25 protein-coding genes are annotated in these 26,941 nt (G+C 73.4%); 13 read left to right on the top strand and 12 right to left on the bottom strand.

Annotated features, from left to right (window positions below):
• Nucleotides 1-138: 138 nt before the first annotated feature.
• The 3 genes from ACFWW8_RS35245 to ACFWW8_RS35235 are packed head-to-tail and all read left to right on the top strand — an operon-like array spanning nt 139 to nt 1,804.
• Nucleotides 139-807 (top strand): nucleotidyltransferase family protein, encoded by a 669-nt coding sequence (locus ACFWW8_RS35245; protein ID WP_386536083.1) that lies wholly within the window; start codon nt 139-141, stop codon nt 805-807.
• Nucleotides 807-1,061 (top strand): hypothetical protein, encoded by a 255-nt coding sequence (locus tag ACFWW8_RS35240; protein ID WP_386536080.1) that lies wholly within the window; start codon nt 807-809, stop codon nt 1,059-1,061. The genes ACFWW8_RS35245 and ACFWW8_RS35240 overlap by 1 nt, the downstream gene beginning before the upstream one ends.
• Complete coding sequence (locus tag ACFWW8_RS35235; RefSeq protein ID WP_386536077.1) at nt 1,058-1,804, top strand: metallophosphoesterase; 747 nt, start codon at nt 1,058-1,060, stop codon at nt 1,802-1,804. The genes ACFWW8_RS35240 and ACFWW8_RS35235 overlap by 4 nt, the downstream gene beginning before the upstream one ends.
• A gap of 161 nt (nt 1,805-1,965) precedes the next feature.
• Here the strand turns inward: ACFWW8_RS35235 and ACFWW8_RS35230 are convergent, their stop codons facing one another.
• The gene (locus tag ACFWW8_RS35230) at nt 1,966-2,139 is read right to left on the bottom strand and encodes a CsbD family protein (protein ID WP_384030437.1); all 174 of its coding nucleotides are present in this window, start codon (nt 2,137-2,139) and stop codon (nt 1,966-1,968) included.
• Between the two features lie 248 nt (nt 2,140-2,387).
• Here ACFWW8_RS35230 and ACFWW8_RS35225 point away from each other — a divergent pair, with 248 nt between their 5' ends.
• Together ACFWW8_RS35225 and ACFWW8_RS35220 are read left to right on the top strand one after the other, a co-directional pair.
• Nucleotides 2,388-2,873, top strand: coding sequence for a hypothetical protein (locus tag ACFWW8_RS35225; protein WP_386536074.1), 486 nt, complete (start codon nt 2,388-2,390; stop codon nt 2,871-2,873).
• Between the two features lie 300 nt (nt 2,874-3,173).
• Complete coding sequence (locus tag ACFWW8_RS35220; protein WP_386536071.1) at nt 3,174-3,623, top strand: SRPBCC family protein; 450 nt, start codon at nt 3,174-3,176, stop codon at nt 3,621-3,623.
• Between the two features lie 65 nt (nt 3,624-3,688).
• Here ACFWW8_RS35220 and ACFWW8_RS35215 read toward each other — a convergent pair whose 3' ends face one another.
• From ACFWW8_RS35215 to ACFWW8_RS35205, 3 genes are all read right to left on the bottom strand, one after another.
• Nucleotides 3,689-3,940: an SsgA family sporulation/cell division regulator gene (locus ACFWW8_RS35215; RefSeq protein ID WP_386536068.1), complete on the bottom strand. Its 252-nt coding sequence runs from the start codon at nt 3,938-3,940 to the stop codon at nt 3,689-3,691.
• 138 nt (nt 3,941-4,078) lie between these two features.
• Nucleotides 4,079-5,053: an anti-sigma factor RsbA family regulatory protein gene (locus ACFWW8_RS35210; RefSeq protein WP_386536066.1), complete on the bottom strand. Its 975-nt coding sequence runs from the start codon at nt 5,051-5,053 to the stop codon at nt 4,079-4,081.
• Nucleotides 5,050-5,943, bottom strand: coding sequence for an MEDS domain-containing protein (locus ACFWW8_RS35205; protein ID WP_386536063.1), 894 nt, complete (start codon nt 5,941-5,943; stop codon nt 5,050-5,052). Before ACFWW8_RS35205 ends, ACFWW8_RS35210 begins: the two co-directional genes overlap by 4 nt.
• A gap of 312 nt (nt 5,944-6,255) precedes the next feature.
• Here ACFWW8_RS35205 and ACFWW8_RS35200 point away from each other — a divergent pair, with 312 nt between their 5' ends.
• Complete coding sequence (locus ACFWW8_RS35200) at nt 6,256-10,779, top strand: HAMP domain-containing protein (RefSeq protein WP_386536061.1); 4,524 nt, start codon at nt 6,256-6,258, stop codon at nt 10,777-10,779.
• Between the two features lie 42 nt (nt 10,780-10,821).
• Nucleotides 10,822-13,311, top strand: a complete 2,490-nt coding sequence (locus ACFWW8_RS35195; protein WP_386536058.1) for a SpoIIE family protein phosphatase — start codon at nt 10,822-10,824, stop codon at nt 13,309-13,311.
• Here ACFWW8_RS35195 and ACFWW8_RS35190 read toward each other — a convergent pair whose 3' ends face one another.
• The 3 genes from ACFWW8_RS35190 to ACFWW8_RS35180 all read right to left on the bottom strand — a co-directional run bounded on the left by ACFWW8_RS35190 (nt 13,312) and on the right by ACFWW8_RS35180 (nt 15,975).
• The gene (locus ACFWW8_RS35190; protein ID WP_386536056.1) at nt 13,312-13,785 is read right to left on the bottom strand and encodes an ATP-binding protein; all 474 of its coding nucleotides are present in this window, start codon (nt 13,783-13,785) and stop codon (nt 13,312-13,314) included.
• 107 nt (nt 13,786-13,892) lie between these two features.
• On the bottom strand, nt 13,893-14,936 hold the full coding sequence (locus tag ACFWW8_RS35185) for a YihY/virulence factor BrkB family protein (protein WP_386536053.1): 1,044 nt from the start codon (nt 14,934-14,936) through the stop codon (nt 13,893-13,895).
• A gap of 55 nt (nt 14,937-14,991) precedes the next feature.
• A complete protein-coding gene (locus ACFWW8_RS35180; protein ID WP_386536050.1) occupies nt 14,992-15,975 on the bottom strand; it encodes a magnesium and cobalt transport protein CorA in 984 nt (327 codons plus the stop codon).
• A 182-nt stretch (nt 15,976-16,157) separates the two neighbouring features.
• Here ACFWW8_RS35180 and ACFWW8_RS35175 point away from each other — a divergent pair, with 182 nt between their 5' ends.
• From ACFWW8_RS35175 to ACFWW8_RS35160, 4 genes are all read left to right on the top strand, one after another.
• Nucleotides 16,158-17,150 carry a GlxA family transcriptional regulator gene (locus ACFWW8_RS35175; protein WP_386536048.1) on the top strand — a complete coding sequence of 331 codons (993 nt, stop codon included), beginning with the start codon at nt 16,158-16,160 and terminating at the stop codon, nt 17,148-17,150.
• A 163-nt stretch (nt 17,151-17,313) separates the two neighbouring features.
• On the top strand, nt 17,314-17,937 hold the full coding sequence (locus ACFWW8_RS35170; RefSeq protein ID WP_386536046.1) for an isochorismatase family protein: 624 nt from the start codon (nt 17,314-17,316) through the stop codon (nt 17,935-17,937).
• A 187-nt stretch (nt 17,938-18,124) separates the two neighbouring features.
• Complete coding sequence (locus tag ACFWW8_RS35165) at nt 18,125-18,496, top strand: STAS domain-containing protein (protein WP_386536043.1); 372 nt, start codon at nt 18,125-18,127, stop codon at nt 18,494-18,496.
• Between the two features lie 77 nt (nt 18,497-18,573).
• Nucleotides 18,574-19,032 carry an ATP-binding protein gene (locus ACFWW8_RS35160; protein ID WP_386536040.1) on the top strand — a complete coding sequence of 153 codons (459 nt, stop codon included), beginning with the start codon at nt 18,574-18,576 and terminating at the stop codon, nt 19,030-19,032.
• 221 nt (nt 19,033-19,253) lie between these two features.
• Here ACFWW8_RS35160 and ACFWW8_RS35155 read toward each other — a convergent pair whose 3' ends face one another.
• A complete protein-coding gene (locus tag ACFWW8_RS35155; RefSeq protein WP_386536037.1) occupies nt 19,254-19,487 on the bottom strand; it encodes a hypothetical protein in 234 nt (77 codons plus the stop codon).
• A gap of 267 nt (nt 19,488-19,754) precedes the next feature.
• Here ACFWW8_RS35155 and ACFWW8_RS35150 point away from each other — a divergent pair, with 267 nt between their 5' ends.
• Nucleotides 19,755-20,864, top strand: coding sequence for an enoyl-CoA hydratase/isomerase family protein (locus ACFWW8_RS35150; protein WP_386536088.1), 1,110 nt, complete (start codon nt 19,755-19,757; stop codon nt 20,862-20,864).
• Between the two features lie 277 nt (nt 20,865-21,141).
• Here the strand turns inward: ACFWW8_RS35150 and ACFWW8_RS35145 are convergent, their stop codons facing one another.
• A complete protein-coding gene (locus ACFWW8_RS35145) occupies nt 21,142-23,409 on the bottom strand; it encodes an ATP-binding cassette domain-containing protein (RefSeq protein ID WP_386536086.1) in 2,268 nt (755 codons plus the stop codon).
• 108 nt (nt 23,410-23,517) lie between these two features.
• Between ACFWW8_RS35145 and ACFWW8_RS35140 the strand changes: the two genes are divergently transcribed.
• On the top strand, nt 23,518-24,285 hold the full coding sequence (locus ACFWW8_RS35140; protein WP_386536035.1) for a TetR/AcrR family transcriptional regulator: 768 nt from the start codon (nt 23,518-23,520) through the stop codon (nt 24,283-24,285).
• A gap of 108 nt (nt 24,286-24,393) precedes the next feature.
• On the opposite strand, the gene ACFWW8_RS35135 is transcribed toward ACFWW8_RS35140, so the two are convergent.
• From ACFWW8_RS35135 to ACFWW8_RS35125, 3 genes are all read right to left on the bottom strand, one after another.
• Nucleotides 24,394-25,335: an SDR family oxidoreductase gene (locus tag ACFWW8_RS35135; RefSeq protein WP_386536032.1), complete on the bottom strand. Its 942-nt coding sequence runs from the start codon at nt 25,333-25,335 to the stop codon at nt 24,394-24,396.
• Nucleotides 25,336-25,344: 9 nt separating this feature from the next.
• Nucleotides 25,345-26,679: an MFS transporter gene (locus tag ACFWW8_RS35130; RefSeq protein WP_386536029.1), complete on the bottom strand. Its 1,335-nt coding sequence runs from the start codon at nt 26,677-26,679 to the stop codon at nt 25,345-25,347.
• 11 nt (nt 26,680-26,690) lie between these two features.
• On the bottom strand, nt 26,691-26,941 hold a 251-nt coding region (locus tag ACFWW8_RS35125; RefSeq protein ID WP_386536026.1), incomplete at its 5' end, for a putative Ig domain-containing protein.

Here is a 26,941-nt window from a genome sequence, read left to right as displayed (position 1 = left end):
ACCCAAGGACACACCGCACTGCGCACCCCCCTCCCCCAACACTGAACCCACCCGGCGGGCGCGGCTCCGGGCGGCGCTCACCCGTACGCGGAGGGAACCGGAGGGTTTCGGGCGGGCGGGACCGGTTACGCGCTCCTTATGACGACGCCAACGAAGCCGGCCGGCCCGCCCACGGGGCAGGTGCCCGAGAGTCTGAGTCCCCCCGCCCCGGCCGAGGGCCCGCTGCCCAAGGACCACACCCAGGCGATCCTGGAGACGACCAAGCTGGTGGCGGCGCTGCTGAAGCGGTCCGGACCGCCGTTCGCGCTCGCCGGGAGCGTGGCCGCCTTCGCCCACGGACTGCCGGCCCGTTTTCAGCACGACACCGACTTCTGTGTGCGGCCCGAGGACGCCGACGCGGCGATCAAGGCCCTGGAGGAGGGCGGCATCGTGATGCGCCGGGCCCCCGAGGACTGGCTCGTCAAGGGGCGGTCCGGCGGTGAGGAGATCGACCTGATCTTCCAGCTGGCCCGGCGTCCCGTCAGCACCGAGCTGCTGGAGCGTGCCGACGTCAAGGCGGTCGACTCGGTCTGGATGCCCGTCCTCGCCCCCACCGACCTCATGGACAGCAAGCTCGCCGCCCTCTGCGAGCACTACTGCGACTTCGGCGACCTGCTGCCCATGGCGCGCATGCTGCGGGAACAGATCGACTGGGCCCGGCTCGACCGCACCTACCGGCAGGAACCGCTGCCCGACGCGTTCCTCCACCTCCTGGAGGGCCTGCGCGTCATCGACCGGCGGGACACCGCGGGACGGGAGGAGAAGTGATGACATCCCAGGAGAACGTCGAGTACCGCATCGCGCACCTGCTCGACCGGCTGGCGAGCGAGGACCTGGCCGAGCTGGGCGTACGCATCGAGCCGCGCGGAGCCGGCGTCCTGATCCGGGGCAGCGTCTCCAGCCCCGAGTGCCGGGCGGAGGTCCTGCGGTTCGCCGCGGAGGAGCTGGCCGGGCTGGACTGGCGGGAGGACGTCACGGTCTGTAGGCCCGGCCCGCCCGACCACTCCGAGGAGCTGTCGTGATCCGGGTGGCGGCCGTCGGGGACATCCACCTCGGCCCCGGCAGCGCGGGAGCCCTCCGGCCCGCCTTCGACACGCTGGGCGAGTGCGCGGACCTGCTGCTGCTGGCCGGTGACCTGACGCGGCACGGCACCAGGGAGGAGGCGCGGGTCGTCGCCGCGGAGGTGGCGGGACTCGACGTCCCCGTCGTCGCGGTCCTCGGCAACCACGACTACCAGAGCGACCAGGAGGAGGCGGTCGCGGAGGAGCTGGCCGCCGTCGGGGTGCACGTGCTGGAGGGCACGGGAACCGTCCTCGACGTCGGCGGTACGCGGGTCGGCGTCGCCGGGACCAAGGGCTTCTGCGGAGGCTTCGCCGGGCGCAGCGGAAGCGAGTTCGGCGAGCCTGAGATGAAGGCGTTCATCCGCTACACCCGCACCTGCGCCGACGGTCTGGCCAAGGCGCTGCGCGAGCTCGAGGACGAGGGCAGCGACGTACGGATCGCCCTCACCCATTTCGCGCCCGTGCCGGACACCCTCGCGGGCGAGCCCCTGGAGATCTACCCCTTCCTCGGCAGTTACCTCCTCGCGGAGGCGATGGACGGGGCGGGGGCGGACCTGGCCGTCCACGGACACGCCCACGCGGGCACCGAGCACGGCATGACGGCGGGCGGGGTCCGGGTCCGCAACGTCGCGATGCCGGTCATCGACCGGGCCTTCGCCGTCTACCACCTCACGGGCGGGACGGAGCAGCAGGCGGGGCCGTGACGGCGCCGCCGGCGTGGGCCGAGGCGGCGCACGCGGGCGCCGCCTCGGCCCCGGCGCGTTCCCCCGGCGGACATCCGAACGGGCGGGACGTGCGGCGGGGCCGGGGCACGCGAAGGGGCCGGGACCGCTGATCGCGGTCCCGGCCCCGTTCGCGAGAGCCCTCAGTGCTTGAAGGTGTCCTTGACCTTCTCCTTGGCCTCACGCGCATCGCCCTTGGTCTGTTCCGCGCGGCCCTCGGCGGTCAGTCGCTCGTTGCCCGTCAGGCGGCCGGCGGCTTCCTTGAGCTTGCCCTTGGCCTGCTCGCCCTTGGCCTCGGTCTTCTGCTCACCAGACATAGCCGATCACTCCCTGTGCGGTGGAAAACGTGCTTACGGACCCTCGTATGACCGGTGGGAGCCCGTTGAAACAGGACGGCCCGCGAAGGAGGCCGGGCACGGGGCGCGGGACGGTCGTTCGGCGGGCGCCCCTTCCGGGTGGCCCGCGCGACAACCCCCGGGCCACCCGGTACGGCGCGGGTGTTCCCGCTGTTGATGGGTAGTCGTGCCGTGACAGCGGCGTACGTGAACGAGGAAGGGACCCATCGATGACCGACCAGCCCCACAGCCACGAGCCCGCCCCTTCGCCCGAGGAACTGCGCAGGCGGACGGAGCACACCCGCGACCGGGTCGGGCAGGGCATCGAGGCCCTGGCGGGCAGCGCCGACGGCCCGGCCGCGCAGCGTGCCGCAGAGGTGGCCGCCGAGGCGGGGGACCGGGCCGCCACGGCGAAGGAGCAGACCGTGCGGAAGGCGGCCCTGGTCGCCGACCAGATCCGCGACACGGCCGGAGAGGCCGCGCGGCGGGTGAAGGACACGACCCCTGACGCCGTCCTGGAGCAGGCGGCCCAGGCGTCCGGCCTGGTGGGCCGGGTAACGGCCCGCGCCGGCCGGTTCGCGGCGGAGAACACCCCCGAACCGGTGCTGGACCGGGCCGGACAGGCCGCGGCGGTGGCGCGGGCCAACAGGACCCCGCTGCTCGCCGCCGGCGTCGTACTGGCCGTGTTCCTGCTGGTGCGCCGGGGCCGCAAGTGAGGGTCGGCCAGATCGCCCACCGGCTGGTCGGACGGGCGCCTGGCGCGGTCGGCGGCATGACCGCCGGGTCGCCGTCGCACAGGCCTGTCATCGCCGCCCGGCTGAGCCCGCCCGGCTGAGCCCGCCCGGCGCGGGCCGTCGGCCCGAGCCGCTGCCGGGCAGGGCGTGCCGAGCCGGAACCGGCGGCCCCGGGCATGGCAGGGCGCGCTCGGGGCAGCCGCGTGGGGAGAACACGCGCATCCGTGAGGCGTCCGCCGCCGGTCCGGCCCGGCGGCGGACCGCTACGAGGAGGTCGAGTCCATGGCGCAGGTCGAGCAGTCCATCGAGGTCGACGTGCCGGTCCGGGCGGTCTACGACCAGTGGACCCGCTTCGAGACGTTCCCGCGCTTCATGGCCGGGGTCGAACGGATCACGCGGGTCAACGACACCGTGACGCACTGGAAGACGAAGGTCTCCGGAGTGGAGCGGGAGTTCGACGCCGAGATCACGGAGCGGATCCCCGACGAACGCGTCGCGTGGACCACGGTCGGAGACCAGGTGGGGCAGGCCGGTGTGGTCACCTTCCACCGGCTCGACGACGCGCGGACGAAGGTGATGCTCCGGATGGACTTCGACCCCGAGGGCGTCGCCGAGAACGTCGGCGACAAGCTCGGCTTCGTCACGCGCCGGGTCACCGGCGACCTGGAGCTGTTCAAGGAGTACATCGAATCCGGCGGTACCGGGGCGGGCCCCTGGGCGGGCGACCTCTGACACCGCCCGGGCACGCCCCGGGCACGCTCGCGGGCTCGGGCTCCGCCGGGGCGCCGCCCGGAGGGTCAGCGGGCCAGGAGCTTTTCGAAGAACGCGTCGGCGTCGAAGCTCTCGGCCCCCGGCGCGGTCACCGCGTACGTCTCGTCCAGGAACCCGGAGACCGCGCGGGCGTCGAGGAGGAGCACCGCCCCCGGCCCGCCCGAGGAGTCGCGCAGCGAGACCCGTACCGACTCGCCCTCGGGGGTCCCCTGCGGCCGGAAGGTGACGTCACCCTCTCCCACCGGACGGTGGAGGCCCTCGGCCGGCGCCGACGGCATCCACGGTCATCGCGAGCAGGTGCGGGCGCGGCCGCGCAGGGAGCGGAACACCGTCGCCTGCGGCGCCACCCGCGCGGTGAGCGGGGCGGACGTGGCCACGGCCACCGGGAGGCGGTGACGACCCGCCTCCGCGAGCCCTCAGGGAAGGTTCACGTGCAGGCGTACGGTCGTGCCGCCGCGCCGGGTGTCGATCTCGACCAGGTCGCACAGCTGGCGGACCGCCCACAGCCCGTGCCCCCGCGACCCGGACGGGTCCGGCGGCAGGTAGCCCGCGTACCAGTCGGTGCCGCCGGGGCCGGGGTCCGTGATGTCGCACACGATGCGGTGGCCGGAACGCCCCAGCGCCACCCTCCCGTGGCCGGCGCCGTGCCGGACCGCGTTCGTGGCGACCTCGTTGGCGGCCAGGACGAGCCGCTGCATCCCGGCGTCGGACAGGCCCAGCGCACCGGCGGTTCGCACCACGAAGGCCCGCACCGCGTCCAGATCGGCTCCGAACGGCAGCACGGCGGCTTCCGGGCCGCGGACCGGGAGCGTCGTCACCTCCCGGTCCCACGCCCCGTCCGGCGCGGTGGGCGGAAGGTAGCGGTCGCTGGCCCCCGCGCCCGGCCCCGTGACCACCTGGGGGTGGGTCCGCAGCGCGTCCCGGACCACCGCCCCGGGCAGGGATCGGGAGTCGTACGGGCACACGATCCACGCCGGGCAGGGGGCGAAGGCGATGTTGAGCGCCGACTCGTAACGGGTCCACTCCGCCGTCTCCACCGGGTCGCGCCCGTGCCACACCGGTTCGCCGATCACCCGCACCCGCCGGTGCCCGCCGTCCGCGGTGTGCCGTTCGACGTACCGGTGGTACGCGCTCAGCGTGCGGCCCGGGGTCCGGTACCAGAGATCGGCCGCGATGAACTCCACGTGGGGGGCGGCGTCCCCCAGCGCCTGGCGCAGCAGGTCGGTGTTGGTGTCGTTGGTCACGGCGAGGACGGCGTCGTCCGCGCGCAGGCCGTCCAGGCAGAACGGCACGGTCGCGGCCAGGAACTCCTCGTCGCTGCCGTAGACCAGTGCCTGGTGCGTCAGGAGCGGGCCGTCACCGGGCCGCGGGACCGTGGTGCCAGTGATCATGTCGCGGTCTCCCGTGCCGTGACGACGAGGGACGGCGTCTCGTCCCAGCCGACCAGGCTGACGACCTGGCACAGCAGCGGCGCGAGGTCCACCACGTGCAGCCGCCGCTCCGCCGGCAGCCGGCCGGCCGCGTGCGCCAGCGCGCGTACACCGGCCAGGTCGATGAACTCCAGGCCGCTCATGTCCACCCACACGTCCCCCGGCCACTCCAGGACCGCCTCCAGGGCGGCCGCCAGCGCGTCGGTGGCGCGGTAGTCCACCGTGCCCACGACCCGCAGGGCCCGCTGTCCCGCCCGGAAGGAGGGCACGAGCCGCAGCCCGGGGCCCGCGTGCAGCTCGTCCTGCTCCACCGCGCCGGGGTGGGCGCGGTCGATCGCGTCCAGTGCGGCGGGAGGGAAGACGCGGGCGTCGTACTGGCAGACCGCGGAGGCGGACTGTCCGGCGAACACCTCGGTGACCCGCTTCTCGTACCGTTCGAGTTCGTCGGCCCCGGCCACGTCGCGCAGCGCCCAGCCCATCTCGCCGCTGACCCGGAAACCGCGGTGGCCGGCCGCCAGGGACTCCTCGACCTCCCGGCGCAGGGCGCGGGCCATGGCCTCGGCGTCGAACGAGCCCGCCGCCAGATAGCTCTCCTCGGCCGTCGTCACCTTCAACCGGCCGCTCTCCACCGCCCGCTGCGGATCGGTCCCCGCCGAGCCGAGCCAGCCGAGCACCTGCCGGGGGTCGTGTCCGTCGGCGAAGTACAGCACGCGTTCACCGCGCTCCAGTCCTGCCGACACGTAGGCGGTGACCACCCGGCGCTGCTCCGCGTCGTCCGCGAACGCCAGACACAGGTGATCACCGTGGACCATGTCCTGCACCCGGCGTTCCCTGTCCGCCCGCGTGGTCATCGGAGATCCACAGCCTTTACCGTCCCCATCCCAGCCCTGGCGGTGCCCGCTGCGGGCCCCGCCGCAGGAAGCCCCGCCCGCACACTCTAGCTGCGGGTCCCGCGGTACACGTTCTCCCCTACGGACCGGTATCCGGCGTGCTCCGGCCGCCGGGACCCCCGCTTCCGACCGGCTCGTTCGTACGGGGTTGCGCGGGGGTTTAGCCTGGCGCGGGGACGCCCGAAGCTACGGGCGGGGCCTGCGTACAGGGAGATGGGGCAGGGTATGGTCAAGCCGGCGGTTTCAGCGACGGGTGTGAAGGTGTCGGGGGCGGTGGGGGAGCCGGAGCTGCGCCAGCTCCTGGCCGGCCTCACGGCCGTCCGCGACGGTGACTTCGGCACGCGCCTGCCCGACGAGGCGGACGGGCTGCTGGGGGAGATCGCCACGGTCTTCAACGGCATGGTCGACCAGCTGTCCCTCTTCACGTCGGAGGTGACCCGCGTCGCCCGCGAGGTCGGCACCGAGGGGACCCTGGGCGGTCAGGCCGAGGTTCCGGGCGTTTCCGGGACGTGGGCCGACCTGACCGACTCCGTCAACGCGATGGCCGGCAACCTCACCACCCAGGTGCGCGACATCGCCCAGGTGGCCACCGCGGTCGCCCGGGGCGACCTCTCACAGAAGATCGACGTGGCGGCCCGGGGCGAGATCCTGGAGCTGAAGGACACCGTCAACACGATGGTCGACCAGCTGTCCTCCTTCGCGGACGAGGTCACCCGGGTGGCGCGCGAGGTCGGCAGCGAGGGGCGGCTCGGCGGCCAGGCCGAGGTGCCCGGCGTCGCCGGCGTGTGGCGGGACCTGACCGACTCGGTGAACTTCATGGCCGGGAACCTGACCGACCAGGTCCGCAACATCGCCCAGGTGACGACGGCGGTCGCCAAGGGCGACCTGTCGCAGAAGATCGCCGTCGACGCCCGGGGCGAGATCCTGGAGCTGAAGAACACCATCAACACGATGGTCGACCAGCTGTCCGCGTTCGCCGACGAGGTCACCCGCATGGCCCGGGAGGTCGGTACGGACGGCCGGCTGGGCGGCCAGGCGGACGTGAAGGGGGTCTCCGGTACCTGGCGGGACCTGACCGACTCGGTGAACTTCATGGCCGGGAACCTGACGGCGCAGGTCCGCTCGATCGCGGAGGTCGCCACCGCGGTGGCGCAGGGCGACCTGTCGCAGAAGATCCGCGTCGACGCCCGGGGCGAGATCCTGGAGCTGAAGACGACCATCAACACGATGGTCGACCAGCTGTCCGCGTTCGCCGACGAGGTGACGCGCGTGGCCCGGGAGGTCGGTACGGACGGCCGGCTGGGCGGCCAGGCGGACGTGAAGGGGGTCTCCGGTACCTGGCGGGACCTGACCGACTCGGTGAACTTCATGGCCGACAACCTCACCGCGCAGGTCCGCTCGATCGCGGAGGTCACCACCGCGGTGGCGCAGGGCGACCTGTCGCAGAAGATCCGCGTCGACGCCCGGGGCGAGATCCTGGAGCTGAAGGAGACCATCAACACGATGGTCGACCAGCTGTCCGCGTTCGCCGACGAGGTGACGCGCGTGGCCCGCGAGGTCGGCACCGAGGGCAACCTGGGAGGCCAGGCCACCGTACGGGGCGTGTCGGGCACCTGGAAGGACCTCACGGACAACGTCAACGTCATGGCGTCCAACCTGACCGGCCAGGTGCGGTCCATCGCCCAGGTGGCCACGGCGGTGGCCCGCGGCGACCTCTCGCAGAAGATCATGGTGGAGGCGAAGGGCGAGGTCGCGGCGCTGGCCGGGGTGATCAACACGATGGTCGACACGTTGTCCGCGTTCGCGGACGAGGTGACCCGTGTGGCGCGTGAGGTGGGCACGGAGGGCCGGCTGGGCGGTCAGGCACGGGTGCCGAACGTGGCGGGGACGTGGAAGGACCTGACGGACAACGTCAATTCCATGGCGAACAACCTGACGGGCCAGGTCCGCAACATCGCGCTGGTCACGACGGCGGTCGCCAACGGTGACCTGTCGAAGAAGATCGACGTGGATGCGCGGGGCGAGATCCTGGAGCTGAAGACGACGATCAACACGATGGTCGACCAGCTGTCGTCGTTCGCGGCGGAGGTGACGCGTGTGGCGCGTGAGGTCGGCAGTGAGGGCCGGCTGGGCGGGCAGGCCGAGGTCGAGGGCGTGTCGGGTACGTGGAAGAGGCTGACGGAGAACGTCAACGAGCTGGCGGGGAACCTGACCCGGCAGGTCCGGGCGATCGCGGAGGTGGCCAGTGCGGTCGCCGAGGGTGACCTGACCCGGTCGATCACGGTGGACGCCTCCGGTGAGGTCGCCGAGCTGAAGGACAACATCAACTCGATGGTCGGCTCGCTGCGCGAGACGACGCGGGCCAACCAGGAGCAGGACTGGCTGAAGTCGAACCTGGCCCAGATCTCCGGCCTGATGCAGGGCCACCGCGACCTCGCCGTCGTCGCCGAACTCGTCATGGACGAACTGGCCCCCCTGGTCGACGCCAGCTACGGCGCCTTCTACCTCGCCGAGGAAGCCGACGGCGAGACCTGGCTCTCCCTGATCGGCTCGTTCGGACGGCCCGTCGACCACCCCGCCGCCCTGCGCGTGCGGTGCGGAGAGACCCTGGTGGGACAGGCGGCACGCAGCCGCCGCATCCTCACCACCGACAACCTGCCGCCCGGCTACCTGATCTCCTCCGGGCTGGGAGCGGCCACCCCGGCCAACCTCATCGTGCTGCCGATCCTCGTCGAGGACCAGGTCCTCGGCGTCATCGAGCTCGCCACCTTCAACTCCTTCACCCCCGTGCACCGCGACTTCCTCGGGCGTTTGATGGAGACCGTCGGCGTCAACGTCAGCACCATCGTCGCCAACGCCCGCACCGACGAACTCCTCGGGGAGTCGCAGCGCCTGACGGGTGAACTCCAGGCGCGGTCCGAGCAGTTGCAGGTCCAGCAGGACGAACTCCAGCGGTCCAACGCCGAACTGGAGGAGAAGGCCGCCCTCCTCGCCACGCAGAACCGCGACATCGAGACGAAGAACCTGGAGATCGAGCAGGCCCGCCAGGAACTGGAGGACCGTGCCCAGCAGTTGTCGCTCGCCTCGCGCTACAAGTCCGAGTTCCTCGCCAACATGAGCCACGAACTGCGCACCCCGCTCAACAGCCTCCTGATCCTGGCGCAGCTCCTCTCGCAGAACCCGAGCCGCAACCTCACCCCCAAGCAGGTGGAGTACGCGGGCATCATCCACTCCGCCGGCTCCGACCTCCTCCAGCTCATCAACGACATCCTCGACCTGTCGAAGGTCGAGGCGGGCAAGATGGACGTCAACCTGGAACGGGTGTCGCTCAAGCGGCTCCTCAACTACGTGGAAGCCTCCTTCCGGCCCCTCACCACCCAGAAGGGGCTCGACTTCGACATCACGAGCTCGGCCGGCGTACCCGTCGACCTGCTCACCGACGACGCGCGGCTCCAGCAGATCCTGCGCAACCTGCTGTCTAACGCGGTCAAGTTCACCGAGAGCGGCCGGGTCGAGCTGCGGATCGAACCCGCGAACGCCGCGGAGCTCCCCGCGGAGCTGAACCAGTCCGGGTCCGTCGTCGCCTTCAAGGTCGTCGACACGGGCATCGGCATCGCCGAGGAGCAGCTGGAGGTCATCTTCGCGGCGTTCCAGCAGGCCGACGGCACGACCAGCCGCAAGTACGGAGGCACGGGACTGGGGCTCTCCATCACCCGGGAGATCGCCCGGCTGCTCGGCGGTGTGGTGACCGCGAGCAGCACGCCCGGCGAGGGGTCCACGTTCACCCTGTACCTGCCGGTGTCGCGCCCCGACTTCGTCGAACGGGACGCGGAGGTCCCCGCCCTGGAGGGCGCCGCACCCGACGGTGCCGACCAGCAGGGGGAGAGCGCCGCGGACGCCGGCGAGGACCGCCACCCCCGGCGTCTCCTGGTGATCGAAGAGCGCAGCAACGGCCTCCTCAGCCTCGTCGCCGAGAGCGCCGCGGCCGACCTGATCGCCGGACGGGCCGCTGTGGGACCGTCCGACCAGGTCGAGGTGGTCACCGCGGTGAGCGCCGCGGACGCCGCCGCCGTGCTGGCCCAGTCCCCGTTCCACTGCGTGGTCCTCGAACTGGGCTCCAGCGGCGAGGCCCTGAGCTTCCTCCGCGCCATGGCGGGGGACTCCGCCCTGGCGTCCCTGCCGGTGCTGGCCCACGACAACCGGCGCATGACGGGGGAGCAGCAGCGGGAGGTCGCCCGGCACGCGACCGGCCAGCGCCTGGAGGTTCTCTCCAGCCTGGACGAACTCCGCGAACGGATCACCCTGCACCTCTCGGTGGACCGGCTCGGGGACGTCCTGCCCCTGGTCCGGACCGACGCCGACCCCGCCCCGTCGGAGCCGGCCCGCATCGAACCCGGCCTCGCCGACATGTCCGTACTGGTGGTCGACGACGACCCGCGCAACCTGTACGCGATCAGCGGCATCCTCGAACTCCACGGCATCCGGGTCCTGCACGCCGAGAACGGCCGCAAGGGCATCGACACCCTGGTGAGCACCCCGGGCATCGACCTGATCCTGATGGACGTCATGATGCCCGAGCTCGACGGCTACGCCGCGACCGCGGAGATCAGGAACATGCCCCAGTACGCGGACCTGCCCATCATCTCGGTCACCGCCAAGGCCATGCCCGGTGACCGCGAGAAGAGCATCGCCTCCGGGTCGAGCGACTACGTCACCAAGCCCGTCGACGCGAACGACCTGATCGCCCGGCTCCGCCACTGGCTCCTGCCGCAGGACACCTCGGGCTCCCGTGCCTGACGTTTCCGCCCCCACCGCCCCCACGGAAGAAGCCGAACCCCGGTGAACAGCGCCCACGACGAGTCCGGAGCCCCCCGGCACCCCCTCCCGCCGCCCGGCCGGGGCGGCACCGCGGACGTCCCGTCCGCACGCCGCACCGCGGAAACCGGCGCGCGGGGGGCGGCCGGGGAGGAGGGGGCCCCGCCCCACGGCCGGCCGGCCGGCGAGGTGGGCCGGCTCGCCGCCACCGTGGAGCGGCTGCGCCAGGAAGCCCAGGAGGCCCAGTGGGCCGCCGACGGGCGCGCGCTCATCGAGATGGCCAAGGGAGTCCTCGTGGGCCGGCTGGGCTGCGGGCCCGCCGAGGCCTCCCGGCAGCTGACCCGGCTGGCCGAGCAGTCGGGCGAGACCGTCCTCGGCCTGGCCGTCGACGTCATCAACCAGGCCGCCCGCGACCAGGTCAGCGAGGTCGCCGCGCAGTTCCTCAAGTCCGCCGACGGCGAGCCTCCGACCGCGGGGGACCCCGCCCCGGCGGTCCGGCTGAGGGCCGCGGAGAGCCGGGCGCTGGCCGCGACCGACTCCCAGGCCGTCGCCACCGCCCTGCTGGAGAACGCGCTCGGACCGCTCGGCGCGTTCGGCGTCGCCGTCTGGCTCGTGGGCCCGGACTCCTCACTCGCCCTGGTCGGCCAGGCCGGGTTCACCGAGGAGGAGGCCGCCCGCTGGCGCTACGTCCCCCCGGAGGTGTCCACCTGCGCCCGGCTGGCACTGCACAGCCGGGACCTCGCCACGGTGTCCTGCCTCTCCGACGCGGGGATCCCGACGATCGGCCGGCGCCAGTACCCCGACGGCGGCCGCGTCGTCGTCCCGGCCGGGACCGGGGGGCGCATCCACGGCGTCCTCGAAGTGAGCTGGCCGGACCGGCTGCCGCCCCAGCCGCCGCAGGTCCTGCGGCAACTGGAGGCCCTGGCCGAGCTGTGTGCCCACACCCTCGAAGACCGGCCCCCGGAGGAGCACCCCAGACCCGCGGAAACCCCGCACCCGGCTGGCGTCGCCGAGCTGGCGGACCTCGCCGACCACCTCCACGACCCCGTACTGATCCTGACCCCCCACCTCGACGCGGGCGGGCAGCTGGCCGACTTCCGCATCCACCACACGAACGACCGCTTCGTCGACCCCGCCGGCCGACCCCGCTCGCTCGTCACCGGCGCCCCCTTCCTGGAGGCCTACCCCGCCGCCGCGGAGGCGGGCGGGCTCTTCTCCCGCCTGGAACGGGTGTACGCCACGGGCGAACCGTGCAAGGTGTCGCGCACGACCCTGACGGCCTTCGTCGGGGAGGTCTCCCTCACCTCGGTCGCCGACGTCGGCATCAGCCGTCACGGCGCCGCGCTCCTGCTCGTCTGGAAGGTCGAGGACGAGGCCGCGCGGCTGGCCAGCCTCTTGCAGCACGCGCAGCGCCTCGGCCGGGTCGGTGGTTTCGAACAGGACCTCCGGACCGGCGCCATCATCTGGAACGGCCAGCTCTTCGCCCTCTTCGGGCTTCCCGAGACCGCCTCTCCCGTCCCCCTGGAGGACCTGCCCGCCCACGCCCACCCCCACGACGTCAACTCGATCGGCCGCTTCCTGCGCACGCTCCTGCACCGGCTCCGCGAGTCATCGGTGGACTTCCGCCTGCGCCGCCCCGACGGCATCATCCGCCACATCCGGATCGTGGCCGAACCCGTCCTGGACGAGTATGGGCGCCTGCGGTCCGTACGGGGCGCCTGCCAGGACATCTCTGCCCAGCACTGGACCGAGGTGGCCCTCGCCGCCACACGCGACCAGCTCGCCAGCAGTGAGGCCGCGTCCGCGGACCGGACCCGGCTCGCCCTCCAACTCCAGCAGGCGATCATGCCGCCCGCCCCGGCGCCCCTGGAGGTCCCCGGCATCCGCATCGCCGTCCGCTACCGGCCGGCGGAGTCGGAATCGCTCGTCGGCGGCGACTGGTACGACTCCGTCGTGCTGCCCGACCAGAAGATCCTCATCAGCGTCGGCGACGTGGCCGGGCACGGCATCCAGGCCGCCACCGGCATGGTCGTGCTGCGCAACGCGCTGCGCGGCCTCGCCGTGACCGGCGCCGGCCCCGCCCAGCTGCTTTCCTGGCTGAACACCGTCACCTACCACCTCACCAGTTACCTGACCGCCACCGCCGTGTGCGGGATCTACGACCCGGCCACCCGCTCGCTGCGCTGGGCGCGCGCCGGCCACCTCCCGCCCGTCCTGGTGCGCGGGGGCAGCGCCCGGGCGTTCCCGCTGACCTCCGGGTCGCTCCTGGGAGCCGTGCCCGACGTGGTCTACGCGGAGGAGGAGGTGCAGCTGGAGCGGGAGGACGTGCTGCTCATGTACACCGACGGGCTCGTCGAACGCCGGGACGTGTCGGTGATGGACGCGCTGGCCCAGCTGCTCTCCGTGGCATCGCGGCCCGCCGACTCGCTGGAGAAGCGCCTCGACACCCTGCTGACCTACAGTGCGTCCGACACCGACGACGACACGTGCCTCATCGGGGTCCAGGTGCACTGATCAGTGCGGTGCGGGCCCGCCCGCCGGACGGTCGGCCCCGGCCAGCGCGATCGCGGCCGTGACCCGCTTGCCGGCGCCCTCGGGCCGGACGTGGAAGCTCCGGGCGGCGGCGATGACGATCTCCAGGCCGTGCTGGCCGACGCGGTACGGGTCGGGCGCCAGGATGCCCGGAGGCGTCGGATTGTCGTCCCGCACGCCGATCTCGACGGCCCCCTCCCGGACCTCCAGCGCGAGGAGGTAGGGGCCGGGGGCGTACTTGCGGGCGTTGGTGACCAGCTCGCTGACCACCAATTCGACGGTCTCCAGGACGTTCTGCGACACGGGAAGCCCGTGCTTGTCCTGTACCTCCGCCAGGAACGATCGGGCGAGTTCCCGTGCGGCCGCGACCTTCTCGGTGCCGTCGAACGCGGCAGTGACCGATATGGGGCGATGGGTCCACATGTGCCGGTCGCTGCCCTTCGCCGACTCGTTCATCGGTTCCGTCCCGCTCGCCCGGCACGCACACCCGCGCGGGGACGTCTTCCCGCGCATTCTACGGACGCCGGTGGACGCCGCGCTCCCGGGGCACCGGCCGGACCGGGTCACTCCATGCGGCGGCGGTCCTCGTCGCTCCAGGTACGGGTGTCGCGGGGCCGGACGTACGGCTCCTCGTCCGCGGGCATTCCCCCGGCGATCGCGCGCTGGCGGGCCATCTCCGCGTCGAACTCCAGCCCGAGGAGCACGGCGAGGTTGGTGAGCCACAGCCACACGAGGAAGACGATCACACCGGCGACCGTGCCGTACGTCTTGTTGTACGAGGCGAAGTTCGCGACGTAGAAGGCGAAGCCGGCCGACGCGGCCATCCAGATCACCAGCGCCAGCACACTGCCCGGGGTCACCCACTTGAGGCCGCGGCCCTTGGCGTTCGGCGCGGCCCAGTACAGCAGCGCGATCATGATCGTGACGAGGAGCACCAGGACCGGCCACTTCGCGATCGACCACACCGTCAGAGCCTGGTCACCGATGCCCAGGGCGGCGCCCGCCTGCCGGGCGATGCCTCCGGTGAAGACGACGATGAGCGCGCTGGCGCAGGCGAGGACCATCAGGGTCACGGTGAGCGCGAGGCGCAGCGGCAGCACCTTCCACACCGGCCGGCCCTCGGGGATGTCGTAGACGGCATTGGAGGCGCGGATGAACGCGGCGATGTAGCCGGAGGCGGACCACACGGCCACGACCAGGCCGACGACCGCCAGCAGCGAACCCACGCCGCTGTTGCCCCGCACCTGCAGGACCGCGTCGCTGATCACGTCGCGGGCGGAGCCGGGAGCCAGCTGCTGCAGGTTGTCCAGCACCTGCCTGGTCGCCGACTCGCCCGCCATGCCCAGCAGGGACACCAGGACCAGGAGGGCGGGGAAGAGCGCCAGGACCCCGTAGTAGGTCAGGGCGGCCGCGCGGTCGGCGAGCTCGTCGTTCGTGAACTCCTTGACCGTGCCGCGCAGGACGGCGAGCCACGACCGCGCCGGGAGCCCGGAGGGCTGGTCGGGGGCCCGCTCCTCCACGTCCCGGTCCGGTCCCGCCTGGTCGTCCCTGCCGGTGCCGGGGCGCTCGTGCCCGCCGTCCCGGTCCGCCTTCGCGATGTCTGTCATCCCCCGCGGGTTACCCGTTCGGCAGCAGTCATGTCCGTACGGCCCCACCGGTGTCTCACAGCCAGCCGTTGCGTCGGAACGAGCGGTAGAGCGCGCCCGACGCGGCCGCCATGAGGCCGACGGCGAGGGGGTAGCCGTACGTCCAGCCGAGCTCGGGCATGTGCGCGAAGTTCATTCCGTACACCCCGGCGACCATCGTCGGCACGGCGAAGATCGCCGCCCAGGCGGAGATGCGCCGCATGTCGTCGTTCTGCCAGGTCCCCACCCGGGCCTGCTGGGCGTCGAGGACCGAGTTCAGCAGCTCGTCGAGGGTGCGGACCTCGATGTCCGTGCGGTGCAGGTGATCGGCGACGTCACGGAAGTACGGGACGATCTCCGCCGGACGGTCCTCCTGGCCCAGCCCGCTCAGCAGGCCGCCCAGCACCGGGACGAGCGGCTGCACCGCGTCGCGGAACTCGCGGACCTCCCGCTTGAGGGAGTAGATGCGTTCCGTGTGGTCGACGCGCGAGGTGGAGAAGACCTGGTCCTCCAGCCGGTTCAGCGCGCTGCGCACCCTGGCGGCGGCGTCGCCGTAGGCGTCGACGATGACGTCCAGGACGGCGTGCAGGGCGGCCCACGAGCCGAGGTGCAGCAGGTCGGGGTCGGCGTCGAGCCGGCGGGCGGCCTCGGGGCACGGGTCGACCGTGCCGTGCCGCACGGTGAGGAGGTAGCGGGGGCCGACGAAGAGCATCATCTCGCCCGTCTCGACCGCGGCCTCCTCCTCCACGTACCAGAGGGTCTTCAGCGCGACGGCCAGCACGTCGCCGAAGCGTTCGCGCTTCGGGCGCTGGTGCGCGTGGACCGCGTCCTCGACGGCCAGGGGGTGCAGGCCCAGCTCCTCGGCCAGCTGCACGAGCTCGTCCTCGGACGGGTCGGCCAGGCGCACCCAGCCGAACTCGCCGTCGCCGAGCCCCCGCAGCCGCTTGAGGATCAGCTGACAGGCCTCGTCCTCCACGGCGCACTCCACGGTCTCCGACCGGTCCGCCCGCTTCCCGTACACCACGCATTCCATCTCCCGCGCATGCTTCGGCGCACCGGATTCATGCGCGGCCGCCCCTGTGGCGTGCGTCCCGCGGCCGGATGCCGGGACGGCCGGGACGGGGGACGCCCGGACGTCCGGATGTCCGGATGTGACAGGGAACCGTCATTGCGGCCGTGGGCGGGCGGGCCGAGGATGGGGGCATGTCCCCTTCGCACCGGGTCGTCATCGCGGTCTTCCCCGATGTCGACCTCCTCGACGTCACCGGCCCGGCCGAGGTGTTCGCGCTGGCCAACCGGGAGACCGGCGGCCGAGCCCGCTACCGGGTCCGCCTGGCCGGTCCCGTCGCCGGCGAGGTCCGCACGTCGGCGGGGGTGCGGCTGCTCACCGACCTGGCCTTCGACGAGGTCGGCGGACAGGTGGACACCCTGCTGGTGCCCGGCGCGGTGGACATGACCGCGGACGGCCCGGTGGCCCGCGTCGACGCCGGGGTCGTGGAGTGGGTGAGGGCGACCGCCCCGAAGGCGCGGCGCGTGGCGTCGGTGTGCGTGGGGGCGCACGTGCTGGCCGCCGCGGGACTGCTCGACGGGAAGACGGCGACCACCCACTGGTCGACGGCCGCGCAGCTCGCGGCCGACCACCCGGCCGTCACCGTCGACCCGGACCCGATCTTCGTCCGCACCGACCGCGGCCGGCTGTGGACCGGGGCCGGGATCAGCGCCTGTCTGGACCTCGCCCTGGCCCTGGTGGCCGAGGACCTGGGGGAGGACGCCGCCCTGTCGGTGGCACGGCAGTTGGTGATGTACCTCAAGCGCCAGGGCGGCCAGAGCCAGTTCTCCGTTCCGCTCAGCCGCCCCGCCTCCGAGCGGCGCGACATCGACGCCCTGCGCCTGTGGATCGCCGACCACCTGGACGAGGACCTGTCCGCTCCGGCCCTGGCGGCCCGGATGTGCCTGAGCGAACGGCACTTCGCCCGGGTGTTCAAGCAGGAGACGGGCACCAGCACCGCCGACTACGTCGCCGCCGCCCGGGTGGAGGCGGCCCGACGGCTGCTGGAGAGCACCGACCGCCCCCTGGAACAGGTCGCCGCCGTCGCCGGCTTCGGCTCGGCCGAGACCCTGCACCGCGCCTTCCGTCGGCAGCTCGCCACGACCCCGGGCGCCTACCGCCGCCGCTTCCGCACCCGCTCCTCCTGACCGGGTCCTCCTGACCCGTCCCTCCCCGCCCACCCCGTACCTCCCCGCCCGGTCGCTCCGACCCGGACCTCCCGATCCGCCGCCACCGGAACCCCGGTACGTCCGGCCCGCCCGCGGGCCCGGCGGCTCCGCCCTGCCCGAAACCCTTCGAAAGGCTTTCCCGATGAACGCGATCCACCCCTCCACGACCCTGCGCGACGTGATCGGCCTGGACAACCGCCCGCCCCGCCTGGCCGAGTCCGCCCTGATCATGATCGACTTCCAGAACACCTACCGCACCGGGGTCATGGCCCTCGAAGGAGCCGAGGAGGCGCTCGCGGCGGCCGCCCGCCTGCTGGAGCGCGCCCGCGCCGCGGGCATCCCGGTCGTCCACGTCGTCAACGACGGCGGCGAGGGCAGCCCGTACGACATCCGGGCCCACATCGGCGCCGTCAGCGACGAAGTCGCCCCGGCGGACGGCGAACCGGTCGTGGTCAAGCAGTTCCCCGACTCCTTCCACGCCACCGTGCTGGAGAGGACGCTGCGTGACCTCGGCGTGGTCCCGGAGGACGGGGCGAGCCTGGTCCTGGCCGGCTTCATGACGCACATGTGCGTCGGTCACACCGCCCAGGGCGCCTTCCACCTCGGCTACCGGCCGACCGTCGTCGCCGACGCGACCGCAACGCGGGCCCTTCCGGCCCCGGACGGCTCCGTCCTGCCCGCCGCCGCGCTCCAGGCCGCGGCGCTGACCACCGTCACCGACCTGTTCGGCACGGTCGTCCCCACCGCCGACGCCCTTCCCGTCTGACGGGGTCTCCGGGCCGGAGCCGGTCCGGCCATGTCGGTGGGCGCGCCGGGGACGGTTCCCCGTACCGTTCTCGTCAGGCTTCCGTCACCGCGGCCGCCCGGCCCGTCCGTCCGCTTCCCGTCCGGGCGCAGGCGTATCGCCGCGGCTTTCGGGAAGGGGCATGGACGAGACGGAAGGGTGATGCCGGATGGTTGGCGGAGCGGACAGTGAGCGCTTCACCGTCGCGGTGCGCGCAGTGGACGGTGCCGTCGTCCTGGAGCTGGCGGGTGAGCTGGACCACGACACCGCGCAGCCCCTGCGCGAGGCCCTGGACGCCGCGGTCACCCCCGGCGGCCGGCTGCTGGTGGACCTGGCCGGCCTGGGCTTCTGCGATTCCACCGGCCTGAACGTGCTCCTCCACAGTCGGCTCACGGCCCGGGAGGCCGGAGCCACCCTGGAGCTGGCCGGACTGCGCGGCTCGGTCTCCCGGATGTTCCGCATCACCGGCGCGGACGGCGTCTTCCCCCTGCACGCCAGCGTGGCGGAGGCGCTGGGCCCGGCCGCCGGTCCGTCCGGCTGACGGGAGCCGCCGGGTCGCGGACGGACCGCACCGACGGCGCCCGCCGGCCGCCCCCCGACACGAGGAGTCCGATCGCCATGAAGCAGCGGGGGTCACCCGGCAGGACCTGGTACCTGGGGCTGGACGGCGCCACCGACGTCGTGACGCGCAGCCGCGACTTCGCGCGCCGAGCCCTGACCGCCTGGCGCTGGCTCCCGGCCTCGGCCGAGGAGGAGCAGGCGGCCGCCGACGACGTCCTGCTGCTGGTCTCCGAGGTGGTGGCCAATGCCTGCCTGCACGGGGGAGGCCCCGGGTCCCTGGTGCTCGACTGCACCGAGGAGCGGCTCCGGATCGAGGTGACCGACGGCAACCCCGCGCCGCCGGTGCCCGTACGCCCCCCGACCGCGAACCGGCGGGGGCGGCCGGGCGGGCACGGGCTGCTGATAGTGGAGCGCCTCGCCCGTCGCTGGGGGTCCCGTCCCTGGTCGGGCGGGAAATGCGTATGGGTGGAGGTGGCCGTCCCCACGCCGGTGCTCCGGGCCTGGTCGGCGGGGTGAGGGGCGCCGTGATCGGCGCCCGTCCACCGGTCCGGCCCCGCGCCGGCCTCAGACCCGGCGCCCCGCGTCCGCCCCCGTGACCGGCGTCGCCCGCCTCCACCCCGTGCAGCAGCCGGGCCAGGACCTCCGCCCCGCGCACCACGCGAGGCAAGGGGCGGCCGAAGTGGGGGGCCGTCCAGCACCGCACCTCGCCCGCCCCGGCACACGGCGGGCAGCTCCGATCAGCCGGGCAGCGCGGTCAGCGGTGCGCGCCCGCCGAGGGTCCGCTCCGGGGCGAAGCCGCAGGGGAGCACCAGCACCACGCCGGGCCGGGTCGTCCGTACGTCGTCCCAGGTCATCGACCGTGTGTGTCCCCCCGGCACGGCAAGCACGGGTTCGCCGCCCGCCACCGTGATCTGCTCCGGCGCCCAGCGCTCAGCGCCCAGTGCCCGGCGGGCCACAGCGGGTCCAGCCACTCGATGGCCACCACCCGGGGTCGGACCCGCCCCGCCGCGAGGCGGTCGGCCGTCGGCTCCCGGCTGGCCAGGGTCTCCGCGGCGCATTCGGCGGCCGTGACCAGGGGCATCCCGGCGACCCCGACCGGCGGCCCGTCGCACGCGTGCGTCCGCCCCACGAGGTCGGCCGCGGAACCGGTTCGGAGAGGATGTCGGGGGCGGCGGGCAACAGGGAGACGATGCGCATCCCTCTACCCAAGGTGGCGTCGACATACTGGCGGGGTGAAGATCGAAGACGACAACTCCGTTCTGTTCGCCGCCGAGGGCCGCACCGGTGTGATCACCCTGAACCGGCCGAAGGCCCTGAACGCGCTCACCCACCCGATGGTGGTGCGCATCGACGGGGCGCTCGCGGCCTGGGAGCGCGACCCGGCGATCGTGCAGGTCCTGATCCGCGGTGCGGGTGAGCGGGGGTTGTGTGCGGGGGGTGACATCCGGGCGATCCACGACGACGCGCGGGCGCGTGGGGGCGGTTCGGCGGGGTTCTGGCGGGACGAGTACCGCTTGAACGCGCGGATCGCGGGGTTTTCGAAGCCGTACGTGGCGTTGATGGACGGGTTCGTGATGGGGGGCGGGGTGGGGGTGTCGGCGCACGGGAGCGTGCGGATCGTGACGGAACGCTCGCGGGTGGCGATGCCGGAGACGGGCATCGGGTTCGTGCCGGATGTGGGTGGTACGTATCTGCTGGCGCGAGCGCCGGGGGAGTTGGGTACGCATCTGGGGTTGACGGGTGCGGTGGTGGGTGCGGCGGACGCGTTGGTGTGCGGGCTGGCGGATCATTTCGTGCCGTCGGAGGCGTTGCCGGGGTTGGTGGCGGACCTGGCGGCGGCTCCGGTGGGCGAGGTCGTGGAGCGGTACGCGGCGGTGCCGCCGGTGGGGGTGCTGGCCGAGGCGCGGGGGTGGATCGACGCGTGCTACGCGGGGGATTCGGCGGAGGAGATCGTCGAACGCCTCCTGGCGCATGGTGATCCGGCGGCCAAGGAGGCGGGGGAGACGCTGCTGGCGAAGTCGCCGACGGCGGTGAAGGTGACGCTGGCCGCGTTGCGGCGGGCGGCGGTGTCGGGTCCGTTGGAGCGGGTGCTGGAGCAGGAGTACCGGGTGTCGTGCAACGCGTTGGCGTCGGCCGATCTGGTGGAGGGCATCCGGGCGCAGGTCATCGACAAGGACCGGGCGCCGCGCTGGTCCCCGGCCACCCTCGCAGAGGTCACCGACGCGGACGTGGCCCGCTACTTCACCCCCCTCGGCGCCGACGAACTGCGCCTCCCGGACGCCGGAACCGAGGCGGAGGACGGACTGGGGTCCGGCGTGGCGCCCGGGCAGGACGGCAGCCGCGGCTGAGCCGGGCCCGCGGCGCGAGCCGTCCGGAACCCGGCCCGCGCCGCGCACGGCGGACGGGCCCGCGCCGCGCACGGCGGACGGGCCCGCGCCGCGAGCGGCGGACGTGGTGCGGGCTGTGTGTGACGGACGGGCCTGGGCCGTGCGTGACGGACGTGGTGCGGGCCGTGCGTGACGGACGGGCCCGCGCCGTGCGTGACGGACGTGGTGCGGGCCGTGCGCCACGGGCGGGCCCTCCGGTGCGCACGGCGCGGACCCGTGCCGTGCGCACCGCGGCGGGCTACGAGGAGACGTACTCGCGCAGGTGACGGGCGGTCAGCGTGTCCGCCCCGGCCACCAGGGCCGCCGGAGTGCCCTCGAACACCACCTCGCCGCCGGCGTGCCCGCCGCCCGGCCCGATGTCGATCAGCCAGTCCGCGTGCGCCATCACCGCCTGGTGGTGCTCGATGACGATCACCGAGTTGCCGTCGTCGACGAGCCGGTCGAGCAGGGCGAGCAGCTTGTCGACATCGGCCATGTGCAGCCCGGTCGTCGGCTCGTCCAGGATGTACGTCGAGGACTTCTCCGCCATGTTGATCGCGAGCTTGAGCCGCTGCCGCTCCCCGCCCGACAGGGTGTTGAGCGGCTGCCCCAGCCGCAGGTAGCCCAGCCCCACGTCGGCCAGCCGCCCCAGGATCGCCCGGGCCTGGCCGGTGGTGAAGAACTCGCGGGCCTCCGCCACCGGCATGTCGAGCACCTCGCTGATGTTCCTGCCCCGCAGCTCGTATGTGAGCACCTCCGGCGTGAACCGCTTGCCCTCGCACTCCTCGCAGACCGAGGACACCCCGGCCATCATCGCCAGGTCCGTGTAGACCAGCCCGAGGCCGTTGCACTTCGGGCAGGCGCCTTCCGAATTCGCGCTGAACAGTGCCGCCTTGACGCCGTTGGCCTTGGCGAAGGCCGTCCGGATCGGGCTCAGCAGGCCGGTGTACGTCGCCGGGTTGGACCGGCGCGAGCCGCGGATCGGGGACTGGTCGGCGACGACCACCCCCTCCTGCCCGGCCAGGTAGCCGTGGATCAGCGAGCTCTTCCCGGAACCCGCCACCCCGGTCACCACCGCCAGCACCCCCAGCGGAACGTCCACGCTGACGTCCTTGAGGTTGTGCAGGTCGGCCCCCTTCACCGACAGCTGTCCGCGCGGCGTGCGCACCGACTCCTTCAGCCGCGCCCGGTGTCCGAGGTGACGGCCGGTGAGCGTGCCCGAGGAGCGCAGCCCGGCGACGTCGCCCTCGTAGCAGAGCTCGCCGCCCGCCGTGCCCGCGCCGGGACCGAGGTCCACCACGTGGTCGGCGATCGCGATGACCTCCGGCTTGTGCTCCACCACCAGCACGGTGTTGCCCTTGTCGCGCAGCCGCAGCAGCAGGTCGTTCATCCGCCGGATGTCGTGCGGGTGCAGGCCGATCGTGGGCTCGTCGAAGACGTACGTGACGTCCGAGAGCGAGGAGCCCAGGTGGCGGACCATCTTGACGCGCTGCGCCTCCCCGCCGGAGAGGGTGCCCGAGGGGCGGTCCAGGCTGAGGTAGCCCAGCCCGATCTCCACGAGCGAGTCCAGAAGCTCCCGCAGGCTCGTGAGCAGCGGCGCCACGCCCGGGTCGGCGAGCCGCCGGACGAACGTCGCCAGGTCGCTGATCTGCATCGCCGAGCAGTCGGCGATGTTCAGGCCGTGGATCCGGGAGGAGAGCGCGGCCGCCGAGAGCCGGGTGCCCCCGCAGTCCGGACAGTCCGTGAAGACCACGGCACGGTCCACGAACGACCGGATGTGGGGCTGCATGGCCTCGCGGTCCTTGGCGAGGTACGTCCGCTGGATCTTGGTGATCAGACCTTCGTACGTGAAGTTGTTCGAGCCGACCTTGACCTTCACCGAGTCCTTGTGCAGGAAGTCCGCCCACTCCTGCTCGGTGAAGTCCTTCAGCTTGGTGTCGGGGGAGTAGAAGCCCGAGCCCGCCATGACCTGCCAGTACCAGGAGTCCACCGCGTACCCGGGCACGGTGATCGCGCCCTCGTTGACGGAGAGTTCCCGGTCCACCAGCTGGTCGACGTCGATGTCGGAGATCTGGCCGATGCCCTCGCAGTGCGGACACATGCCGTCGGGGGTGTTGAAGCTGAAGGCGGTGGAGGTGCCGATGTGCGGCGTGCCGAGGCGGGAGAAGATGATCCGCAGCATGGTGTAGGCGTCGGTGGCGGTGCCCACGGTGGAACGGGAGTTGGCTCCCATCCGCTCCTGGTCGACCACGATGGCGGCGCTCAGGTTGTTCAGACCGTCCACGTCCGGCCGGCCCAGGGTCGGCATGAAGGACTGGATGAAGGCCGTGTACGTCTCGTTGATCATGCGTTGCGATTCGGCGGCGATGGTGCCGAAGACGAGGGAGGACTTTCCCGAGCCCGAGACGCCCGTGAAGACGGTGAGGCGGCGCTTGGGAATGTCCAGGGAGATGTTCCGGAGATTGTTCTCCCGGGCTCCGCGGACCTGGATGACCTGGTGGCTGTCGGCGTCATGACCGGCGTCGATCTGCACGGAACTCCTCGCGGTGGCGGCGGCGCGGCTATTTTGTACACCGTACTCTATACGCTGTAGTGAGTTTCTGGCCCGCGATCCACCCACCCCGAAGGAGCCCGTATGGCGAAGGACCGGAGCGGCGCGGGCGACCCCGTCCGCACCCTGCGGCTGCTCTGGCGCGAACCCGGGCAGGATCCGCCCGCGCGGCGCGGACCGCGGCAGGGCCTGACCGTGGACGCCGTCGTGCGGGCCGCCACCGCCCTCGCCGACGAGGAGGGGCTGGCCGCGCTCACGATGCGGGCGCTTGCCCAGCGGCTCGGAGTGACCCCCATGACCCTGTACACCTACGTCCCGGGCAAGGCCGAGCTGCTCGACCTCATGCTCGACGCCGCCTACCGGGACACCGGCAGCGGGGGGAGCGACCCCGGCGAGCCGTGGCGCTCCAAGGTCACCCGCGTCGCCGAGGACAACCGCGCCCTGCTCGAACGCCACCCGTGGATCGCCGACCTCGCCGTGACCCGCCCGCCGCTGGGGCCCGGCGTCATCGGGAAGTACGACCGCGAGCTCGCGGCCTTCGACGGGATCGGCCTGAGCGACGCCGAGATGGACGCCGCCCTGACCCACCTGCTCGGCTTCGTCCACGCCAACGCCCTCGCCGCGGCCGACGCCGCCGCGCACAACAGCCGCCAGAGCGACGACGAGTGGTGGGCCGTCAGCGCCCCGCTGCTGGAGCGGGCCATGGACCCCGAGCGCTATCCGCTGGCCGGCCGGGTCGGCAGCACGGTCGGCGCCTACGACCCCGAAGCCGTCTGGGCGTTCGGCCTGCGGTGCGTGCTGGAGGGGCTGACCCGGATGGTCGAGGCCGCCCCGTCCACCGGCCGCGGCTGAACCGGGCCGACCGCGGCCGGCGAAGGCCGGCCGGGGCGGCCCGCAGAAGACCGCGTGCCGGCCGGCCTCGGGCGGCGGACCCGGTGACCGTGCCGTCCCGTGCCGGGGTCAGCGGTAGCCGGTGGCGTCCGCCGGATGGCCCGGGTCCTGGACCTCGACCATGTACCGCCAGGCGTCCGGGCGGCTCCCGTCGAGGTCGGTGAAGCCGTACTCCCCGGCCAGCTGCCCGCTGGAGAGCGACTGACCGTTCCAGCGCGCCACCTCCGGGTCCGCGGCGAGCGCCGCGACCGCCCGGCCCACGTACGCCGGGGTCTCGGAGATGCCGAAGTGCGGGACCTTCTCGAGCGCGTCCCGCCAGTTCGCCTCCGTCACCCCGAAGGCGTCGAGCATCATCTCCGACCGCAGCCAGCCCGGGGTCAGCGCCACCGCCGTCACCCCGCGCGGCCCCAGCTCGTGGCCCAGCGCGAACGCCATCCGCAGCACGGAGGACTTGGCGATGTCGTAGAAGAACGACACCCGGTAGCGGCTCGCGTTGTACTCGGCCGTGCCGTCCGTCATCTCCACCACGAGCCCGCCCGGCGTGCGCAGCAGCAGCGGCACCGCGAAGTGGCTGGTGATCGCGTGGGTCTCCACCGCCAGCCGCAGCAGCCGCAACCCCTTGTCCAGGTCGTGCTCCCAGACCGTGCTGTCCCACTCGAAGAGGAGCTCGCCGCCCCAGATGTCGTTGACCAGGACGTCCAGCCGGCCCTGCTCGGCGTCGATCCGGCCGACGAGCGCCTCGACCTCGCCCGGCACCAGATGGTCCGCGACCACCGCGATGCCCTGCCCGCCCGCCGCCGTGACCAGCTCGGCGGTCTCCTCGATCGTCTCGGGCCGGTCGTACTCCGAGCGCCGGTCGCGCGTGCTGCGACCGGACACGTACACGGTCGCGCCCTGCGCTCCGAGCTGGACCGCGATGCCGCGGCCCGCTCCCCTCGTCGCCCCGGCCACCAGGGCGACCCTGCCCTCCAGCGTCCGCTGCCCGTTCGATGTGCGCTGTACGTCAGACATGCCCCGACCCTACGGCGCCCCGCCCACCTCCGGCCCGCCGAACGCGGAAGTCGCCGCCAGGGCGAGCAACAGCCCGCAGGCCGCGGCCGCCAGCGCGGCACCGGGCCCCCACAGCGTCCAGGCCGCCCCGAACAGCAGCGAACCGGCGAACCGGGCCAGCGCCTGCGCGGTCTGCAGCACGGCGAGGCCGGTGGTGCGCAGTCCGGGCGGCAGCAGCGGCGCGGCGGCCGCCATCAGCACCCCGTCCGTGGCCGCGTAGAACAGGCCGAGCAGCGCCACGACGGCCACGCCCGCGCAGGCGAGGGCCGGGCCGGCGGGCAGCGGCGCCAACAGCAGGAGGCACGCGCCGAGCATCAGCAGGTGCCCGGCGAGGAACACGCGGCGGCGGCCCAGCCGGTCGGCGAGCCGGCCCACGGGCAGCGCGGCCAGCAGGAACACGGCCGCCGTGCCGACGGGCAGCAGCGGGAACCAGGCGAGCGGCAGGTCGAGCCGCCGCTGGAGCAGGAGGTAGAGGAAGGCGTCGCCGACCGTGAACACGCCGAGCGCGGCGGCGGTCAGGCAGAGCCGCCGCAGCTCCGGCAGGCGCAGCAGGCTCCGTACGGCGGACGCCGGCGGCACCGCTCCGGCGGCGAGCGCCGGTGCGGCAGGGGGAGCCGGTGCGGGGGGTGCGGGCGCCGAGGGAGCCGGCGTCGGGGACGGGGATACGGGCGGCGCGGGTGCCTCGCGTACGAAGAGGGCCAGCAGGACGACCCCCAGGACGGCGAAGCAGCAGCTCACGGTGAACACGGCGTCGTACCCGTCGGGCGCGACCCACAGCACACCGAACGCGGCCAGCGGCCCCAGCAGCGCGCCCGCGGTGTCCATCGCGCGGTGCACGCCGAACGCCCGCCCCTGCTCCCCGGGCGCGCAGGACAGCGAGATCAGCGCGTCGCGGGGCGCGGTGCGCAGGCCCTTGCCGGTCCGGTCGGCGGCGAGCACCGCCGCCACCGACCAGGGTGTGGTGACGGCGAGCAGGGCCGCCTTGCAGGCGGCGGACAGCGCGTATCCGGCGCCCGCGACGAGCTTCCGGCGCCGGGTCCGGTCGGCGACCCGCCCGCCCAGCAGCCGCAGCAGCGCGGTGGCGCCCTGCTGCAGCCCGTCCAGCGCGCCGAACGCGAGCGGGGACATCCCGAGCCCGGCCACCAGGTACAGCGGCAGGACGGCGGTGACCATCTCCGCGGAGACGTCCGTGACCAGGCTGACCAGGCCGAGCGCGAAGACGGTGCCGGGGACGGCGCGCACGGGGCCCGTGCGCGGCGGGGTGTCCGCGGCGATGTCCGCCGCCCTGCCGGCCGACAGGTACACGGAGGCCTCCCTTAGAACCAGTTGAGGGTGAGGGGGAAGGTGGTGGTTGCGGTGGTGGGGGTGGTGTCGGTGGCGGTGGCGGTGATCCGGAGGGTTCCGGTGGCCCAGGGTTTGCCGGTGATGCGTCCGGTGGTGGGGTCGAGGGTGAGGCCCCAGGGGAGTCCGGTGGCGGTGTAGCGGACGGGGGGTTTGGCTCCGGTGGTGGTGAGCTGGATGGTGCAGGTCTGGTTGAACGTGCAGGTCCGCGGGCCGGGGTCGACCA

The organism is Streptomyces sp. NPDC058701 (assembly GCF_042715295.1).
In the GTDB taxonomy this organism is placed as follows: Bacteria; Actinomycetota; Actinomycetes; order Streptomycetales; family Streptomycetaceae; genus Streptomyces.
This window is presented reverse-complemented; position numbering and strand designations above follow the sequence as displayed.